This window comes from Lentzea nigeriaca (assembly GCF_016907955.1).
Lineage (GTDB): Bacteria > Actinomycetota > Actinomycetes > Mycobacteriales > Pseudonocardiaceae > Lentzea > Lentzea nigeriaca.
In genome coordinates this window covers 34,162-51,430 of sequence record NZ_JAFBCX010000018.1, presented here as the reverse complement: position 1 = coordinate 51,430, position 17,269 = coordinate 34,162, and the positions used below count along the sequence as shown (strand labels likewise).

Here is a 17,269-nt window from a genome sequence, read left to right as displayed (position 1 = left end):
GGACCACGCCTCGTGACACGGTAGGGTGCCGCGGGTGACCACGGACAAGGTCGGCCACAACACCCTGCACGACGCCGCGTTAGGCCGGCTCAAAACCAAGAAGCAGAAGATCCTGTACGCGCTGGAGCACATGCCGCGCGGGAGCACCGTCGAGGACGTGCGCAGCTGGCTGGGCGAACACGGGCAAGAGACGCCCAGCCGGCCGTACACCGCGCCGATCGTGAACGAATGGCGCGCCCGCAACGGTGTGACCGACACGAGCGGCCACATACCGCTGACTCCGGAACTGATCGCGAAGCTCGACGAGGCGGACGGCGGCGCGCCCGTCGAACCGCAGAAACCCGCCGGTGCCAAGGGTTTCTACGCCGTCGCGGTGCTGAGCATCGGTGTCAGCGTGGACACCTCGTGGCGGTTTTTCGCGCAGCGCCTGGGGATCACCGACGTCGTGGAGCGGGTCGTCCTGTTCTCCGTGATGGAGGCGGCGCTGATCGCGTGCGGCTGGGCCATGCGCGCGGGAGTGCGCCGGGACGGTCGTCCCGGCGCGGCCCGCCTGGTGGCGTGGGCGCTGACGGCGTTCGCCGCGTTCGCCGCCCTCAGCCTGTCCGGCCCGGTCGCGGGTACGGCCCGCGTCCTGCTCGGACCGGTGCTGGGCCTGGTGATGCTGCACCTCGCGCTCGGCATCGAGATCCGCGCGACGCGGCAACGCACGACCACCTGGGCACGGGTGGGGCGGGAGCTGAGGGAACGCCTGCTGTCGTTGCTGGGCTTGGGTGACGACCACCGCGACGCCCTGGCCCGCACGCGCGACCGGGCCGCCTTGCGAGCGGCCAGGCTGGCCCTAGCCGGCCGATGGACTCCGTTCCGTACCAGGCGGCTGCGCAAGGCCCTGCACGCCTCACACGTCGCGCACGACCCGGTGCAGCGCGACCGGATGCTGCGCGAACTGGGCGTGCTGCAGCACGCGCACAAGCTCGCCGAGACCACCCAGCCGCCGCCGTGGTGACCTTCACCGGCGACACCGGGCTCGCCGCGGAGATCGCCGCCCTGGTGAACCGCGTGTACGCGGCGGCAGAGGAAGGGCTCTGGCTCGACGGCGCCGCGCGGACCGGTGAGGCCGAGGTGGCGGACCTCATCGACGCCGGGCAGATCGCGGTCGTCCGGCCGGACGACCGCGTGGTGGGTGCCGTCCGCATCCAGCAGCTCGACGACCGCCTGGGCGAGTTCGGGATGCTCGTCGCCGCCCCGGAGGAGCGCGGTACCGGTGTCGGCAGGAAGCTCGTGTCGTTCGCCGAGCAGTGGGGCCGCGACCGCGGTCTGTCGCACATGCAGCTGGAGCTGCTCGTGCCGCGGACGTGGAAACACCCGGTCAAGGAGTTCCTGCGCGGCTGGTACACGCGCATCGGCTACCAGGTCGTGCGCACGGGCGACCTCGGCGAGGACTACCCGTCGCTGGTGCCGCGGCTCGCGTGTCCGTGCGACTTCCTCGTCTTCCACAAGACCTTGTGACCCACATCTAACTTTGCTTTTCCATAGTCAGCGGTTAGTGTGCTGACTATGGCTACCACTAGTCAGACTGCGGTCATCGTCGACGCCGTTCGCACGCCGCTCGCCAAGGGCAAGCCCGGCGGCGCGTACTCCGAGATCCACCCCGTCGACCTGCACAGCACGGTCCTCGCCGCGCTCGTGGAGCGCACCGGCATCGACCCGGCCGTGGTCGACGACGTCATCAGCGGCGCCGTCGGCCAGGTCGGCGAGCAGTCCGGCAACACCGCCCGCTGGGCCGCGCTCGCCGCCGGGTTCCCGGAGTCGGTGCCGGGCGTGACCGTCGACCGCCAGTGCGGGTCCAGCCAGCAGGCGCTGCACTTCGCAGCCCAGGGCGTGATGGCGGGCGCGTACGACGTCGTCATCGCGTCCGGCGTCGAGTCGATGAGCCGCATCCCGATCGGTTCGCAGACGCTCGGCCGGAACTTCGCGGGCATGAAGGTGCTGGAGCGCTACGACCTCGTCCCCCAGGGCATCAGCGCCGAGCTCATCGCCGACCGCTGGAACCTCTCCCGCGCACGGCTCGACGAGTTCTCCGCCGAGTCCCACCAGCGCGCCGCCACGGCGTGGAAGAACGGCTTCTTCGACTCCCAGGTGACAGTCGTGAACGACCTGCGCACCGACGAGACGATCCGGCCGGACACCACCACCGAGGTCCTCGCCGGACTCCGGCCCGCGTTCCGCGACGAGCACTGGGAGCAGCGGTTCCCGGACCTGGACTGGCGGGTCACGGCGGGCAACAGCTCACCGGTCAACGACGGCGCCGCCGCACTGCTCGTGACGAGCGAGGAAACGGCCGCCCGGCTGGGGCTCCGCCCGCGCGCCCGCGTCCACTCGTTCGCCGTCGTCGGCGACGACCCGGTGCTCATGCTCACCGGCATCATCCCGGCCACGCACAAGGTTCTCGCCCGCGCCGGGCTCACGATCCACGACATCGACGCCTTCGAGGTCAACGAGGCGTTCGCGTCCGTCGTGCTGGCGTGGCAGGCGGACACCGGCGCGGACCTCGCCAAGGTCAACATCAACGGTGGCGCCATCGCCATCGGCCACCCGCTCGGCAGTTCGGGCGCGCGCCTGATGACCACGCTGATCAACAACCTCGAGCAGACCGGCGGCCGTTACGGGCTCCAGGTGATGTGCGAGGCGGGCGGACTCGCCAACGCCACCATCGTCGAAAGGCTCTGACGGTGCGGCAGCGCAGCTACGAGTGGAGTGACCCGCGGATCCTCGCGGACGCCGTCACCGGGATGGACGGGATCGAGTTCCTCAAACGCATCGGCACCGGCGACCTGCCACCGCCTCCGGCCGCGCAGACCACCGGCATCGTGCCGGTGGAGGTCGGCGACGGGTGGGCGCGGTTCGAGCTGGAACCCGCGGAGTGGCACTACAACCCGCTCGGCACGGTGCACGGCGGCATCCTGTCCACGCTCGCCGACACCGCGCTGGGCTGCGCTGTCCACACGAAACTGCCAGCGGGCACTGGTTACACGTCGCTGGACCTGACGATCAAGTTCACCCGAGCGGCCACTGTGGACAGCGGGCTGCTCACCTGCGAGGGCACCGTGGTCACCATCGGCCGCCGCACCGCCACCGCCGAGGCTCGCATCACCGACGGCTCCGGCAGGATGATCGCCCACGCCGTGACGACGTGCCTGCTCATCCCTTCCGATTGATCCGGACGGCCAGCCCCTCCGGCCCGAGCGAGTCGGTGCCGGACGGGGCGACCCGCACGCTGACGGGCTCGCCCGTCTCCGCCGACACGACCCGCAGCGGCCCCTCGCCGTCGCGCAGGTACGTGTCGCCCCACTGCATCAACGCGACGATCACCGGCAGCAGCGCGTTGCCCATCTCCGTGAGGACGTACTCGTAGCGCGTCCGCGAGCCCGGCTCCTGGTACGGCCGCTTCTCCAGCAGGCCGGCCTCGACGAGTTCCTTGAGCCGCTTGGCGGCGACCGCCTCGGTGATGCCGACGCGGCGCACGAAGCCGTCGAACCGCGTGGTGCCGTAGAACGCCTCCCGCAGCAGCAACATCGCCGACTTGGTGCCGATGATGTCCAGGGCCATCGCCATGGAACACCCGTCCGGCTGCCATTTGTCCAATGCGGCCAGCGGCCCGCTCATCTGCATGGGCATGGTCCGGAGCCTACACCTGACTTGCGTTGAGCATACTCAGCCACCCTTATGTGTACCGATAACCATTGTCATGTACGGTGCGCGGCATGGCAGCACCTCACTGCTTGAACCGAATCCGTTCGAAGAAGCCCATGTCGCGGTCATACCGTGGCCCACAACGGTTCCACACCTCGCGGAGACGGCGCCGAACTCCTTGCTCATCTCCCCGTTCCTTCCGGCAGCCGGGCCGCGCGGCACACCTCGACGGGGTCGCGCACCTCGGCCGCGGTCGCCGCCGCCCTGGCCGCGGCGGCAGCGAAACCCGGTTCGTCCAACACCCGCCCTACCGCCGTTCGCAGCCCGTCCACTGTGGACGGGCGGACGATCAGCCCGCTCCCCTGCCGCGCCACCCGGTTGGCCATCTCCCACTGGTCGCCGCCGCCCGGCACCACCACGACGGGCACCTTCGCCCGCAACGCCTTGGCCAGCATCCCGTGGCCGCCACCGCAGACCAGCACGGACGACTCGCGCAGCAGCTCGTCCTGCCTGCCCGGCCCCGACCGGGCCCACTCCGGCAGGACCGCCGGTGCCGGGGCGAACGTCGACACCACGGCCCGCACTCCCAGGCCCCGCAACGCCTCCAGCGTCATCCCGGCCATGTCGGCGGCGCCGGTCCACGCCGTCGACGGCGCGATCATCACCAGTGGGGCGGTGCCAGGAGGTGGGGTCATCCGCTCCTGACTGGCCTCCCACAACAGCGGGCCGACGACGTGAGCAGTGGCCGGCCAGTCCGGGCGCGGCACCTCCAGCGCGGGCAACGTCGCGATCAGCCGCGCCACCGGGCCCGTCTCCCGTACGCCCAGGCCGATCCGTTGCCGCACAACGGCGCGTTGCCTCTCGCCCTGACGAATCGACCTGGCGGCCATCGCGCGCAGCACGGCGTCGCGCAGCCTGCCGCGCACGCCCGTTCCGGCGGCCAGTCCGCTGCCCATCGGAGGCAGCCGCCGAGACGGCTCGTAGAGCGGATGGGGCGACAGCTGCGCCCACGGCACGCCGAGCAGCTCGGCGGCCATGCTCGCCCCCAGCGCGAGGACGTCGCACACCACCAGATCCGGTGCGAGAGCGGCCAGTTGAGGGGTGAGCGCCTTCGCCAGCACCGCGGCCTGGTCGTGCAAAGCCTGCCCGAGATCGGGAACGTCGCGCAGATCGGCCAGCGACAGACCGGGAACGTGAGAGGCCGCGATCCCCTCCCGGCGGGCGGCGTCGACCCAGCGGCCTCCGGTGAGCAGGACCGGCGTGTCCCCGGCCTCCGCGAACCGCAGGCACAGCGCCATCGCCGGAACGACGTGGCCCGGATCGCCCCCTGAGACGACAGCTACCCGCACACCGGCCAGTCTGCCGTTCTCAGAACGTCTTGCTGAAGTGCAACGCCGGGATGACGTAGCCGGAACCCAGGTAGAGCCGGTGAGCGTCGTGCCGATGCGTCCCCGAGTCCAGGTGGACTCCCGCGCAACCGAGGCGGCGGGCTTCCTCGTCGACCCACCTGAGCAGGGCGCCCGCGTGGCCCTGCTTCCGCGCGGACGGGAGCGTGCTCACGTCGTCGACGTAGAGATGCGATCCGGCGTAGAGGTTCGTCATCTGCCGGAATCCCGCCACCGCGGCCACCCGACCGGCGGAGTCGAGGGAGGCGATGAGCCGGTAGCCCTCCTTGCGCTGGATCCGTACCGCGGAGACGAAGGCGTCCTCGGAGGTGAGGTGCGGGCGGAGTGCACGCATCGCCTCGTACGCCAGCCCGGTGTTCTCGTCGTCGAGCTCGATGATGGTGTGTTGTTCGGTCACACCGGCAAGCGTTCACCAGAAAGTGGCCTCTCGGGATACCCATTTCGAAGGTATCCCGAGAGGCCACTTTACGGTGGTCAGCTTCCGGTCAGCGTGATCGCCAGGTCCGTGACGGCCAGCGGGAACTGGCCGAGACTGGCGGCAGTGCCGTTGAGCAGGTTGACGCTGTACAGAGAGGCAGTGCCGTTCGGTGCGACGAGAGTGGCGAATCCGGTCGACGTGACGGCTTTGCCGTTGCTCAGCGTGCTGTAGATGTCGAAGCCCGCGTTGGCACCGGCGTCGACGGTCAGTTTGCCGACCGCGGTGAGCAGGCCGTTGTTGGCCGGCGACTGGATGAGCAGCTCGTCGGTGGCCGTGCCGATGTCGAACAACGTGGTCGCGGTGTCGGGGTTCAGGTCGTTGTTGGTGTAGGCCGCGGCCGTGACGCCCCTGGTGGGCCCGAGCGCGGGCGGGGTGGACAGGACCGCGTCCTCCGTCGTGGTGTTGTCGCCGAGGTTGTGCCGCAGGTTCTGGCCCGTGTCGCTGATGATCCGGAGGCGGTCCAGGGCCGGGTTGAAGTCGACGCCGAAGTTCGTGCCGTACAGCGGAACCGTCAGCTGCGAGACCTTCGTGACGGTGACGTCGTCGACCTGCGGCGGGGTCTTGACCGTGTAGACGCCGCCCTTGTTGCCCACCAGGTACAGCAGGCCGTCCTGGACCCGGAAGTCCAGGCCGATCGCCGCGGTGTCGCCGGAGAACCCGCCGATCGCTCTCACCCAGTTCAGCTCTTGTGGCTTGTTCGTGGTGAACGTCGCCATCAGCGTGCCGTCCGCGGTGATCCCGAACGCCCGCAGGCCGGACGGCTGCGCGACACTGCTCTGCCCGCCGCCGACGACGGCCGCCGCCACGACCGACAACGCCACGGCCACTGCGGCGGCACCCTTCTTGACCCGTGCCCTCATCAGCCCACTCCCTGTGCCGAAGTCCTTGTGGCACAAGCTATTCGAGAGGTCTGGACGTCGACTGGACGAGCGGGCGGGAATATCAGCTGCCGGTCAGCGAGATCGCGAGGTCCGTGATCTGCAGCGGGAACTTGCCGATGCTGGTCGCCGTCCCGTTGAGCAGGTTGACGCTGTACAGCGACGCGGAGCCGTCCGGTCCGGAGAGAGTGGCGAAGCCGTCCGCTGAAACCGCTTTCCCGTTGCTCAGTGTGCTGTAGATGTCGAAGCCCGCGTTGGGACCGGCGTTCACGGTGAGGCTGCCGGTCGGCGCCAGCGTCCCGTTGTTCGCGGGTGACTGGATCAGCACCTGGTCGGTCAGCGTGCCGAGGTCGAACAACGTGGTCGCGGTGTCCGGGTTGAGGTCGTTGTTCGTGTAGGCCGCGGCGCTGACGCCCTTGGTGGCACCGGTCGTCGGCGGGGTGGTCAGCATCGTGTCCACGGCGGTGCTGTGCGCGTTGAGGTCGTGCCGCAGGTTCTGCCCGGTGTCGCTGATCACCCGCAGCCGGTCGGCCGCCGGGTTGAAGTCGACGCCGAAGTTCGTGCCCTGCAACCCGACCGTCAGCTGCGAGACCTTCTTGATCACCGGGTCGGGGTACTGCGGCGGGTACGGGAGGCTGACCGTGTAGATGCCGCCCTTGTTGCCCACCAGGTACAGCAGGCCGTCCTGGACCCGGAAGTCGAGGCCGACGGCGGCGGTGTCGCCGGAGAAGCCCTGGATCGTCCGCACCCAGTCCAGCACCTGCGGCCGATCGGTGGTGAACGTCGCCATCAGCGTGCCGTCGGCCGAAATCCCGAACGCCCGCAGGCCGGACGGCGCAGCGGCGCTGCTCCCTCCACCACTGACGACGACCGCCGCCACCGACAACGCCACGGCCACCGCGGCAAGGCCCTTCTCGATTCGCGCCCTCATCATTCCCTCTCCGGTAGGAAAGCCCTGCGGGACAAGCTATTCAGTGCGACTGGACGTCGATTGGACGCGGCGTGGACATGCCTTGCGGACAACCCGGTGCAGGCACCACATTGGGGGCCTACGATTGCGAGGGGGAACACGATGAAAGCGACGATCATCGGATGTGCGGTGGTCCTCCTGGCCGGGTTGCCGGTGAGCACGGCTCAGGCCGCGGAGGCGAGCTGCCCGACGCCGGAGAAGAAGTCCGAGGTGGTCCGGCTGTCCGAGCCTGGCAAGTGGACCTACACCTACTACGTCTCCTGGTGCGTGGAGGACGGGAAGGTCACCACGATCACGCCGCACGTCACGCACGAGGAGGACAGCAGGTGGTGCGTGTGGGTGGGCAGCGCCGAGGAGGCCATGACGCCCGTGCAGGACGGCAGCGGAGCCTGGAACGCGTTCAACATGTCCGAGTTCTCCTGCAAGGACGCCGGGGGCAGGCCGGGCAGCGTGAACCCGTGGGCCGTCATCACCGTGCATCCGAACGGCAGCAGCACGGTGCCGCACAAGGGAATCGGTGACTAGACCCAGTTGCGGCTCAGCGACCTGCCCGTTCCAGCACGGCGAGTGTGAGCGCTTCCGCGGTGCGGTGGCCGGTCTCCCGGTGGATGGCGAGTGCGGTCTGCGCGTGGTCCCTGCTGTCCTGGGCTTTCCCGGACGCCAGCAGGATTCCGGCGAGAGCGGTCATCGCCTGACCCTGCAACGCGCGATAACCGGAGCGTTCAGCCAGGTCGAGCGCGTGCTTCGCATGATCGACGTCCGCGGTGACCGTCGCGAGGCCGATCAGGATCTCGATCTCCGGATAACGGTCGCCGGTGTTGCGCACGAGATCGAGCGCCTGCCGGTAGTGACGGATGGCGTCCGTCCGGTGGCCGAGCCGGTGGTCCACACCGGCGAGCACGGCGAGCGACTCCACCTCGATCCGGGGATCACCGGTGTCCTGCGCCAGGACGAGGCCGGCACGGGCGTTCTCGAGCGCTTCCGCGACGCGGCCGAGGTCGAGGTGCGTGGCGGCCAGCCTGCTCAGCGTCTGGGCCTCACTGCTGCGGTTGCCGCCCTCGCGGTGCAGGGCGAGTGCCCGCGTCAGCAGCTCGGCCGCCGCACCGGGAAATCCGCGCAGGCGCTGCACATGGCCGAGATTGCCGAGGTTGATCGCCTCGCCGTAGCGGGACCCGATTTCGCGGTACCGGTTCAACGCCTGGGTGTAGTGCTCGGACGCCTGCGCCAGCCTGCCCATCTCCCAATGGACGAGGCCGAGGTTGCCGAGTGCCACGGCCTCGCCCGCGCGCTGGCCGATGCCGCGGCTCAGCGCCAGGCAGCGGCGGAACCTGGCCGCGGCGGCTTCGAGCCGGCCGGACTGCCAGTAGACGCAGCCGAGGTTGCCGAGCACCGCGGCCTGGGCCTCGACCCACCCGGCCTGCCGCGCGAGCAGGTGGGCGTGCGTGTAGTGCCGCACGGCCTCCCGGTACCGGCCCTGCCGGAAGTACAGGTCGGCGAGGCTCAGCCGGGCGGTCGCCCGCGCACGGGGTTCGCCCGCCTCCTCGGCCGCGGCCAGACCCGCCTCCGCGGTGGCCTGCCATTCGACCCTGCGCGTGGACATCCAGAAGTAGCCGCGCAGTGCGTCGGCGATCAGCCACGCCGTGGGCCGCGGGCCCGACCGGACCGCCGCGACGAGGTTGCCGCGCTCCGCGTCCAGCCAGTTCGCGGCCTCCGCTGGTCCGGTGACACCGGAAGGCATCCGGGCGTCGAGGTCGGGGACCGGCAGCCGCAGCATGTGCGGGTAGAGCCGACGGGCGGCACCGTCCACCGCGTGCAGGTACCAGTCGTACAGGCGTTGGAGGGCGGCCTCGCGGTCGGGCTCCTCCTGTTCGGCCGCGTACCGGCGAAGCAGGTCGTGGAAGCTGTAGCGGCCCGGCGCCTGCAGTTCGACGAGATGCGCGCCGGCGAGCCGGTCGAGCGACCGTTCGGGGTTCGTGCCGGTGAGTGCGGCGATGGCCTCCGTACTCGCGTCGAAGCCGGGGATCAGGCTCAGCAGGCGGAACAGCCGCCGTGCCTCGGGAGGCAGTGCCGCGTAGGAGAGGTCGAACGCCGCTCGTACCGCGGCCTGTTCGTCGCCCGGCACCGCGAGAGCGGTCAGCACGTTGCCCTCCCGAAGTTCCAGCACGTAGTCCTCGATCCCGTAGCCGGGACGGTCGGAGAGGTTGGCGGCCGCGATCCGCAGGGCGAGCGGGAGGTAGGCGCACAGCTTGGCGAAGTCCGCTGCCGCAGCGGGTTCGGCACGGACCCGGCGTGGCCCGAGGATGCAGGCGAGCAGCTCCAGGGCGTCGTCGGGGCTGAGCACGTCGAGCGTGATCTGCCGGGCACCGTGCATCGCGACGAGACCGGTCATGCGATCGCGGCCGGTCACCACCACCAGGCAGCCGGAACCGGCGGGCAGCAGCGGCCGGACCTGGTCCGGGCCCGCGGCGTTGTCCAGCAGCACCAGCATCTTCCGGTCGGTGGTCAGCGTCCGGAACATGGCCGACGCCGTCTCCACGTCGAGAGGCACCCGCTCGGCCGGAACGTCCAGCGCCGACAGGAACTGGGCGAGCACCTCGATCGGTGCCGCCGCCCCCGCACTGGTGTGCCCGCGCAGGTTCGCGTAGAGCTGCCCGTCCGGGAACCGATCGCTGGCGCTGTGCCCCCAGTGCACGGCCAAAGCCGTCTTGCCGACGCCCGCCGTGCCGGAGATCGCCGCGATCGTCATCCCACCGCCGGGGCCTCCCGCCGCCAGTTCGTCCAATGTGGACAGCTGCGCGGTGCGGCCGGTGAAGCCGGGCGGCCGCGCCGGGAGTTGCCTCGGCACCCTCGGCACGGCGCGGGGCTGCGCCGTGCCCGTCCTGCCGTCGTCGTGGAGCAGCGTCGCGTGGGCCGCGCGGAGTTCCGGCCCGGGGTCGATGCCGAGCTCCTCGACGAGCCGGTCCCGCACCTCGTGGTAGGTCTGGAACGCCTTGGCGCGGTGACCGGCGGCGTGGTACGCGCGGATCAGCCGGGCCTGCGCGGACTCGTCGAGCGGCTGTTCGGCGGCGGCCTCCGCCATCTCGGGCAACACTTCCGCCGCGGCACCGATCGCGATCATCGCGTCACCATGGCGGGCGACCACCTCGCGGTGCTTCGCCACCAGCGACACGACCTTCGGATGCGTCGCGAGCAGCGGGATGTCCGCGGCCGGCCGGCCGCGCCACAACACCAGTGCCTCCCCCAGACCGGCGGCGACACGCTCCCAGTCGTCGTTGCGATAGGCCTCGTTGGCCTCGGCGACGAGGAGGCGGAACTCCGTCAGGTCGACGGTCACCGCCGCCTGGTTCACGGCGTAGCCACCGTTGACGTAGGGCAGGACCTCGCTGCTCGTCCGCGACGACCGGCCTGGTTCCAGCAACCGGCGCAGGTGTTTGACGTGGGTCTGCAGGACGTTCACAGCGCTGCGCGGCGGCCGGTCGCCCCAGAGCGCGTCGACGAGGTTCCCGCTCGGCACCGTCTCGCCCTCGGCGAGCACCAGCAACCCCAGCACGGCTCGCCGGGCGGGTGGGCCGAGTTCGAGTTCCACACCGTCTTTCCACGCCCGCATCGAACCCAGCACCTGGATTCGCACAGACCTCATTGCCACTGGTCTGAACGTAATTCACCCACTGGCACCTCACAAGGTCCGCTCAGACCATCACTCGCGCAGCCAACCGCAAGCAGGGCAGCCGCGCGTTCGGCGCGGATCGCGGTGTCGACCGAGCACAGTGGCAGGTGGACGACGTGACCGTTGGCGGCAGGCTGGTGCGCCAAAGCGGCGATCGTCTCCGCGGCACGGGACGGCGACGCGCCCGCGAGCGTGCGCACGATGCACGTCGGCAGACCGCGCAGGGCCGCCTCCGACCTCGGCTTCCGGATCCTCAGGCCGACCTGAGCCGCTCCTGCGCGATCACGTCAGCCAGTTCCGCCACCGTCTCGGTGGCCAGGTAGCGCCGCAGGTCGAGCCGCACGTTCCAGCGCGGCTCGACCTCCGCGAGCAGCCGCAGCGCGGCCATGCTCCCCCACTCGGCCAGCTGCTCGAACCGGGACGATCCGGTGACCTCGTGCGGCCGGGTGCGCGACACCTCCGCGACCAGCGGGACGAGGTCGGTCAGCACGTCAGACATCAGCGGTCTCCCCCTCGATCAACGTCGCCCACGCGGGCCGGACGGCGGGCGGTGGACGCAACGGCAGCGAGTAGCCGGACGGTTCACGGGCCTCGAACCCGACGGACGGGTAGAAGGACGCGGCGGGCTGGTTGCGTTCCGACGCAACGAAAGCAGCGTCCAGCCGTTCCGCACCGGCGGCGATCGCACGGTCCATCACGGCTTGCAGGGCGGTGTGCTCGACCCCGCGCGAGAAAACCCGGCAGCTGAGCACGAAGTTGTCCACGGTCCACGCCCGCTCGCCGCGGCTGACCCAGATACCACCGACCACACCCTCGTCCCCGAACCGGTCGGACACGGAGATCGCGAGCAGCAGCCGGTCGGGAGACTCCGCGAACTCACGGGTCCCGGTTTCGGAATGCGCTCCTCGCACCATCACGAACTGGTTGGTGCGCAACGACAACTGCACCAGCCGAGGCAGGTCGTACCGGGTGGCCTCACGCACGGCCACCACGAGCTGCAACTCGTGCAGGTACTCCTCCGGCGAGCTGAACGCGGCCAGGGAGTTCCGCTCGCGCCGGGCCCGGTACAGGTCGGTGCGCGACCTGTCGGTCTCGGTCGTCTCCAGCACGGCGAAGTGATCATCCGCGAGCACGAGGTCGCTGAAGCCGGCCGGGTCGCCGTCCAGCGGCACCACCCGGACCGACGGCAGGGCCTCGCGCACCAGTTCCCGTTCGAACCTGCTGTCGTCCGCGAAGACGAACGAGTCCAGCCCCACGTTCAACTCGGCCGCCAGCTCACGCAGATTGCCGTCCTTGGGCTGCCAGTTCACCGCCAGCGCCACGAAGTCGGTCGGGCGCAGCACCATGCCGGGATGCTCCGCCAGCAGTTCGTCGACGACCTCCGCAGAGTTCTTGCTGGCCAACGCGAGCAGGACGCCCTGGCGCCGCAACGCCAGCGCCCGCCGTTGCAGATCGACGTGCGCGTTGCCGGGGTAGAGCGGCCCCAGCTGGATCCCCGCGAGGCCGTCATCGCCCACAACACCGCCCCACAACGTGTTGTCGCCGTCGAGCACGAGCACCTTCGCCGAACGTCCAGCCACAGCACGGCAGAACGCCGCCGCCTCCCTCGCGTAAGCCCGCTCAGCCACGGCACTCCAGGCCATCGAGGCGTACCGGTACAGCCGCTCGTCCCGCACCGGCCCGGCCTCGTCGACCAGCACGGCCTCGAGATCGAGCACGTGCACCGACGGATGGCGGTCCGGCAGTTCCAGCAGCGCCGAGTTCAGCCGCCGCCACAACCGGCCGAGCGCGGCACGACCCCGGTACGACACGACGGTCCGCTGCTCCACCCGCGACAACGGAACGGTGTGCAGCACCACCGTTCCGCGTCCGGCGATCGCCGACTCCAGCGACTCCAGCCGCGCGCGGACGGCGTCCTCCACCCCGTCCAGCCGGGTCGGATCCCAGGCGGCCGGGAGGAACGCGCCGTCGTGCAGCAACACCAGCGTGACGTCGGGAGCGAACCGGGCGAGCCCGGAGTCCGGTGCCGTCAGCTCGGTCTCGACCTGGCCGAACGGGCACAGGTGCAGCTCCGCCTCGATCCCCGCCTGTTCCAGTGCCGACCGCAGCAGCGGCAGCACCCCGTCGGCCGTGAACGTGGCCACGACTGCCACTCGGGTCATCCTCACACCTCGATCAACGTGCAGGTCCAGTGCATTCCGCTGCCCGTGCTGGTGAGCGCCACGACCTCGCCCGCCGCCACGAGATCGCGCTCGACCAGCCACGACAGCCCCAAGAGCTGATCCGCGCAGCCCAGATGCCCATGTGCGGCCGCGACATCGGCGTTCAGGGCGGACAACGGCAGCCCCAGCGCGAGCGCCAGGTCGCTCAACGCCGTCACGTTGTCGTTGAGGTGCACGACCCGCGCCACCCCGGAAACCCCGGCCCGCTTGCACGCCCGTTCGACGACCTCGCGGGTGCGGTCCACGGTCATCCGCCCGAACTCGACCATCGCCGCCACGTCGCCGTCGAAGAACTCCACGAGCCGCGTGAACGGGTCGCGCAGCCGCGGTGGCTCACCGCCCCCGAACGGCCGGGCGGTGCCGCCGGCCAACCGGAAGTAGTCCGCGTACCTGCCGTCGGTCAGCGTCTCGGTCACGAGCCACCGCCGGCCAGGAAAGTCTCGGCGCACGACGGCAGCGGCGGCGCCGTCGCCGTTGACGCAGGTGTTGACCGCCATCCGGTTCACGTACGCCTCGCACACCCGGTTCGCGCCGATGATCAACGCGACCCGGTGCTCGGGATGGGTCGCGAACCGCCCGGCGACGGCGTCGAACGCCGTCACCGCCCCACCGCAGGCCTGGTTGACGAGGATCGCCTCCGCGCGGTGTGCGCCGAGCCGGTACTGGCACGCGGCGGCCGGGTCCCAGTACAGGTGCTCGGCGATGTCGGAGATCGCGAGCACGACCACGTCCACCTCGTCCGCGGAAACACCGGCGGCGTCCAGCGCCCGTCGTCCCGCCGCCACGGCCAGATCGGTGATCCCGACGGCCGAGTCCGCCCGGTGGAACGCCCGGTACCCCCATCGGGACAGTTGTCGCCGGTCAGTGATGTAGTCGGCCGCAGCCACCTCCACGGACAGCGGTTCGCCCAGAAACACACCGAACCCGGCCACGCCGAAGCTCATGACAGCACCGCCACCCGCTCACGCTCCACAATGGACCGGGCGATCTCCCCCGCCCGCACAGCGACCGTCGACAACAGCCCGGAGCTGATGCCGTGCGAGTGCTCGGTCGGTCCCTGCAAGTAGATGCGACAGGATACTTCCGGCACCGTACGCACCCGGTAGTCGCGGTCCACCAACGGCCGTCCGTGATCGTCCCGCAGGCAGTACCGCCCCAGCTCACCCAGCATCCCGAACACGTCCGCCTCGCGATACCCGGTGGCACAGACGAGGAAGTCCGCCTCCAGCTCCGAACGTTCACCGGTCGCCAGCGACACGACGCCGAGCAGAACACCGTCCGGTCCGGTTCCGACGCGGTCCACAGTGGACAGATTCAGCACCCTGAGCCGCCGCTCACCGATCACCATCTCCTGGTAGCCGCGCCGGTACAGCTCCTGGATCAGCTCCAGGTCCACGACCGAGTAGTTGGTGTTGCGGTGGTAGGCGAGCACCCGTTCCTTGACCGCGTCCGGCGCACCGTAGAACGTGTCGACCGCGGCCGGATCGAACACCCCGTTCGCGAACGGGCTGTCGTCAGCCGGTGAGTACCCGTACCGGCCGAACACCGCGCACACCTCGGCGTGCGGATATCGCCGGTGCACGTACTCGACCACCTCGGCGGCGCTCTGCCCGGCACCGAGCACGACGACCCTGCGCGGCTCCGAATCCACCTTCTCCAGGCGTGACAACAGTTCGTCACTGTGCCACACCCGGTCCGACGCCTCGATCCCGGCGGGCAGCACGGGCCGCAACCCGGTCGCGATCACCAGGTCCCGGCAGCGCACCCGGCGGCCGAGCCTCGTGACGACCTCCACCTCGTCGACGCCGGACGCGCCGGCCACCGGCCGGACGCCGACGACCTCCGAGCCGTACTCGACCTGCGCGGCGAACCGGCTCGCCACCCACGACATGTAGTCGTTGAACTCGACGCGCGACGGGAACAGCGTCTTGTGGTTGATGAACTCCACCAGCCTGTCCTTGGCCGCGAGGTAGGACAGGAACCCGTACTCGCTCGTCGGGTTGCGCATGGTCACGAGGTCCTTGAGGAACGACACCTGCACGGTCGCGCCGTCCAGCAGCATGTCGCGGTGCCAGGCGAACCCGTCCTGGCGTTCCAGGAACCGCGCGGTCACGCCGGGATGCTCGGCGAGGGCTACCGCGAGCGCCAGGTTCGCCGGCCCGAAGCCGATGCCTACGACGTCGGTGCGCTCCTCCGCCCGCGGCCTGATCAGCAGTGCCGCCTTCTTGTGCGGGAACACGACTTCTCCGGCGTACCGGAACCCCGCGTTGCGGAAAGCCCGCTGTGACGCCGGGTTCAGCACGTTCGGTTCGGCGACGATCTGCGAGCAGCCGGGTTCGGCGGCCAGCAGACCGTCCGCCACCGCCCGCAGCAGCGCGCTGCCCAGACCGCGTCCGATGTCCTGCGGGTCGCCGATCGCCACGTGCACACCGAGATCGTGCGGTCCGGCCGGGTAGTGCGCGGCGAGCCGATCACGCACGACCCGGTAGATCTCCAGGTACGCCAACGGACGTCCGTCGTAGCTCGCCACGCACGGCAGCGAGTGATCGCCCGCGAGCTGCCGCGCCAGTTCGTCCGCCCACCTCTGCAGCGGCCACGCCTGGTCCCACGCGGCGGCCACGTGCGGGGTGTTCATCCAGTCCGCCACCAGCCCGGCGTCGTCCGGGGTCAGGACCCGGACGCTCCACGGCGGCGGCAGCACGGGCAACGGCGGTGCATCTACCTCGGGATACGTCATCACCACTCCTCAGGCTTCGCGCAACGCGCGTTGGCCGAACCCGATCGCCGCCGTCACCAGCACACCCAGTCCGCTCGCCAGGAACGCCATAGGCGCTCCCGCACCGACCACCACCGTCCCGACGAGCACCGCCGACAACGGGTAGGCGCCGAGCGTCACGGCGGAGAACGCCGCCATCACCCGGCCCCGCACGTCCGGTGGCGAGATCTGCTGCAGGATCGTCACGGCGAGAATGCTCAGCACCCCGGCGACCACGCCGAGCACAAACATCGCGGCCATCGGCGCGACCGGACCGGGCAGTTGCGGGAACAAGATCAGCACGGCCCCGTGGACGACCAGCAGTGCCACCGCGGCCAGGCCGCGCCGGCGGAATCCCCACAGCAGGCCCGCGATCAGGGTTCCCACGAGGAGCCCGGCTCCCTGTGCGCCGAGCAGCACACCGAACACCCGCTGCCCGTCGGCCGACCGCTCGTCCACCAGCACCGGCAGGGCGACGTTCAACGTGCCCGCCGACGCGAGGTGCAGCACGCCCGCGATCAGCGTGATCGACAGGAACAGCCGTGATCCCCTGACGAACGCCCAGAACCCGCCGTTGCCCTCCTCCGTGCGCACTCCCGGCCGTGACCGGAGGAACAACAGCGCGCAGGCGGAGAAGGCGAACGTGGCCGCGTCGATGGTGAGCACGGCCGTCGGGCTGAGCACCGCGCTCGCGAGCCCGCCGACGAACGTGCCCACCATGACGGTGAACACCAGCAGCCCTTCTCCGATCGCGTTGCCGGCCGCGAGCTCGTCCTCCTCGACCAGCGCGGGCAGCACCGCCCAGTACGCGGGCAGGAACACGCCGTCCAGCGCGCCGAGCAACACCACTCCGATCCCGAAGTGCAGCAGCTCGAACCTCTCCCCCGCGACCATCACCGCGAGCGCGGCCAGCACGGCCGCACGGGCCACGTCGGTGCCGAGCATGACCGTGCGCGGCTGCCAGCGGTCGGCGAGCCACCCGCCGAGCGGGGACCCTGCCATGCGGGCGATCCCCAGTGCGGTGAGCATCACGGTGAGGTCGGCCGCGTCGCCGTGTCGCAGCACCACGAACGGCAGTGCCACGACGAGCAGCATGTCGCCGAACGTGGACAGCATCTGACCACCGACCAGCCACCGGAACTCGGCGTGCCGCAGCGGCAGGAAGACTCCGCGCACGGACACCTCGGGGTTCGCCCGCGTCAC

17 protein-coding genes are annotated in these 17,269 nt (G+C 70.6%); 6 read left to right on the top strand and 11 right to left on the bottom strand.

The window, feature by feature from the left end; translation table 11 throughout:
• Positions 1-34: 34 nt before the first annotated feature.
• Genes JOD27_RS45535 through JOD27_RS37700 form a run of 4 tightly spaced genes read left to right on the top strand, consistent with a single transcriptional unit; the run spans position 35 to position 3,215 of the window.
• On the top strand, positions 35-1,003 hold the full coding sequence (locus tag JOD27_RS45535; RefSeq protein ID WP_239570822.1) for a hypothetical protein: 969 nt from the start codon (positions 35-37) through the stop codon (positions 1,001-1,003).
• On the top strand, positions 1,000-1,506 hold the full coding sequence (locus JOD27_RS37710; RefSeq protein ID WP_307830564.1) for a GNAT family N-acetyltransferase: 507 nt from the start codon (positions 1,000-1,002) through the stop codon (positions 1,504-1,506). Before JOD27_RS45535 ends, JOD27_RS37710 begins: the two co-directional genes overlap by 4 nt.
• Before the next feature lie 48 nt (positions 1,507-1,554).
• A complete protein-coding gene (locus JOD27_RS37705; RefSeq protein ID WP_204767143.1) occupies positions 1,555-2,727 on the top strand; it encodes a thiolase family protein in 1,173 nt (390 codons plus the stop codon).
• A 2-nt stretch (positions 2,728-2,729) separates the two neighbouring features.
• Entirely contained in the window at positions 2,730-3,215 is a 486-nt protein-coding gene (locus tag JOD27_RS37700) for a PaaI family thioesterase (protein ID WP_307830563.1), read from the top strand.
• Here the strand turns inward: JOD27_RS37700 and JOD27_RS37695 are convergent.
• From JOD27_RS37695 to JOD27_RS37675, 5 genes are all read right to left on the bottom strand, one after another.
• Positions 3,199-3,675, bottom strand: coding sequence for a winged helix-turn-helix transcriptional regulator (locus JOD27_RS37695; RefSeq protein WP_239570819.1), 477 nt, complete (start codon positions 3,673-3,675; stop codon positions 3,199-3,201). The two genes, JOD27_RS37700 and JOD27_RS37695, sit on opposite strands and share 17 nt — an antisense overlap.
• Before the next feature lie 197 nt (positions 3,676-3,872).
• A complete protein-coding gene (locus tag JOD27_RS46980) occupies positions 3,873-5,039 on the bottom strand; it encodes a glycosyltransferase (protein WP_204767142.1) in 1,167 nt (388 codons plus the stop codon).
• A 19-nt stretch (positions 5,040-5,058) separates the two neighbouring features.
• A complete protein-coding gene (locus JOD27_RS37685; protein ID WP_307830562.1) occupies positions 5,059-5,493 on the bottom strand; it encodes a GNAT family N-acetyltransferase in 435 nt (144 codons plus the stop codon).
• Positions 5,494-5,570: 77 nt separating this feature from the next.
• A complete protein-coding gene (locus JOD27_RS37680) occupies positions 5,571-6,434 on the bottom strand; it encodes a DUF4394 domain-containing protein (protein WP_204767141.1) in 864 nt (287 codons plus the stop codon).
• A gap of 82 nt (positions 6,435-6,516) precedes the next feature.
• Complete coding sequence (locus tag JOD27_RS37675; protein ID WP_204767140.1) at positions 6,517-7,383, bottom strand: DUF4394 domain-containing protein; 867 nt, start codon at positions 7,381-7,383, stop codon at positions 6,517-6,519.
• Between the two features lie 141 nt (positions 7,384-7,524).
• Between JOD27_RS37675 and JOD27_RS37670 the strand changes: the two genes are divergently transcribed.
• Positions 7,525-7,947, top strand: a complete 423-nt coding sequence (locus tag JOD27_RS37670) for a hypothetical protein (RefSeq protein ID WP_204767139.1) — start codon at positions 7,525-7,527, stop codon at positions 7,945-7,947.
• Positions 7,948-7,960: 13 nt separating this feature from the next.
• Here the strand turns inward: JOD27_RS37670 and JOD27_RS37665 are convergent, their stop codons facing one another.
• Positions 7,961-11,062 (bottom strand): AfsR/SARP family transcriptional regulator, encoded by a 3,102-nt coding sequence (locus JOD27_RS37665; RefSeq protein WP_204767138.1) that lies wholly within the window; start codon positions 11,060-11,062, stop codon positions 7,961-7,963.
• Positions 11,063-11,212: 150 nt separating this feature from the next.
• Here JOD27_RS37665 and JOD27_RS37660 point away from each other — a divergent pair, with 150 nt between their 5' ends.
• Complete coding sequence (locus JOD27_RS37660) at positions 11,213-11,356, top strand: hypothetical protein (RefSeq protein WP_204767137.1); 144 nt, start codon at positions 11,213-11,215, stop codon at positions 11,354-11,356.
• Here the strand turns inward: JOD27_RS37660 and JOD27_RS37655 are convergent.
• From JOD27_RS37655 to JOD27_RS37630, 5 genes are read right to left on the bottom strand one after another with little or no spacing between them, the layout of a single operon-like run.
• Entirely contained in the window at positions 11,343-11,588 is a 246-nt protein-coding gene (locus JOD27_RS37655; RefSeq protein ID WP_204767136.1) for an acyl carrier protein, read from the bottom strand. The two genes, JOD27_RS37660 and JOD27_RS37655, sit on opposite strands and share 14 nt — an antisense overlap.
• Positions 11,581-13,251 carry an HAD-IIIC family phosphatase gene (locus JOD27_RS37650; protein ID WP_204767135.1) on the bottom strand — a complete coding sequence of 557 codons (1,671 nt, stop codon included), beginning with the start codon at positions 13,249-13,251 and terminating at the stop codon, positions 11,581-11,583. The genes JOD27_RS37655 and JOD27_RS37650 overlap by 8 nt, the downstream gene beginning before the upstream one ends.
• A gap of 2 nt (positions 13,252-13,253) precedes the next feature.
• A complete protein-coding gene (locus JOD27_RS37645) occupies positions 13,254-14,255 on the bottom strand; it encodes a 3-oxoacyl-ACP synthase III family protein (protein WP_204767134.1) in 1,002 nt (333 codons plus the stop codon).
• Positions 14,252-16,048: a GNAT family N-acetyltransferase gene (locus JOD27_RS37640; protein ID WP_239570816.1), complete on the bottom strand. Its 1,797-nt coding sequence runs from the start codon at positions 16,046-16,048 to the stop codon at positions 14,252-14,254. Before JOD27_RS37640 ends, JOD27_RS37645 begins: the two co-directional genes overlap by 4 nt.
• Before the next feature lie 9 nt (positions 16,049-16,057).
• A complete protein-coding gene (locus tag JOD27_RS37630; protein WP_204767133.1) occupies positions 16,058-17,269 on the bottom strand; it encodes an MFS transporter in 1,212 nt (403 codons plus the stop codon).

What these genes read in the sequence shown, in the direction of transcription:
- JOD27_RS37645 (WP_204767134.1), bottom strand. Translation starts at nt 14,255, where the DNA reads ATGAGCTTCGGCGTGGCCGGGTTCGGTGTGTTTCTGGGCGAACCGCTG.
- JOD27_RS37680 (WP_204767141.1), bottom strand. Translation starts at nt 6,434, where the DNA reads ATGAGGGCACGGGTCAAGAAGGGTGCCGCCGCAGTGGCCGTGGCGTTG.
- JOD27_RS37670 (WP_204767139.1), top strand. Translation starts at nt 7,525, where the DNA reads ATGAAAGCGACGATCATCGGATGTGCGGTGGTCCTCCTGGCCGGGTTG.
- JOD27_RS37665 (WP_204767138.1), bottom strand. Translation starts at nt 11,062, where the DNA reads ATGAGGTCTGTGCGAATCCAGGTGCTGGGTTCGATGCGGGCGTGGAAA.
- JOD27_RS37695 (WP_239570819.1), bottom strand. Translation starts at nt 3,675, where the DNA reads ATGCCCATGCAGATGAGCGGGCCGCTGGCCGCATTGGACAAATGGCAG.
- JOD27_RS37650 (WP_204767135.1), bottom strand. Translation starts at nt 13,251, where the DNA reads ATGACCCGAGTGGCAGTCGTGGCCACGTTCACGGCCGACGGGGTGCTG.
- JOD27_RS37675 (WP_204767140.1), bottom strand. Translation starts at nt 7,383, where the DNA reads ATGAGGGCGCGAATCGAGAAGGGCCTTGCCGCGGTGGCCGTGGCGTTG.
- JOD27_RS37655 (WP_204767136.1), bottom strand. Translation starts at nt 11,588, where the DNA reads ATGTCTGACGTGCTGACCGACCTCGTCCCGCTGGTCGCGGAGGTGTCG.
- JOD27_RS37705 (WP_204767143.1), top strand. Translation starts at nt 1,555, where the DNA reads ATGGCTACCACTAGTCAGACTGCGGTCATCGTCGACGCCGTTCGCACG.
- JOD27_RS37640 (WP_239570816.1), bottom strand. Translation starts at nt 16,048, where the DNA reads ATGACGTATCCCGAGGTAGATGCACCGCCGTTGCCCGTGCTGCCGCCG.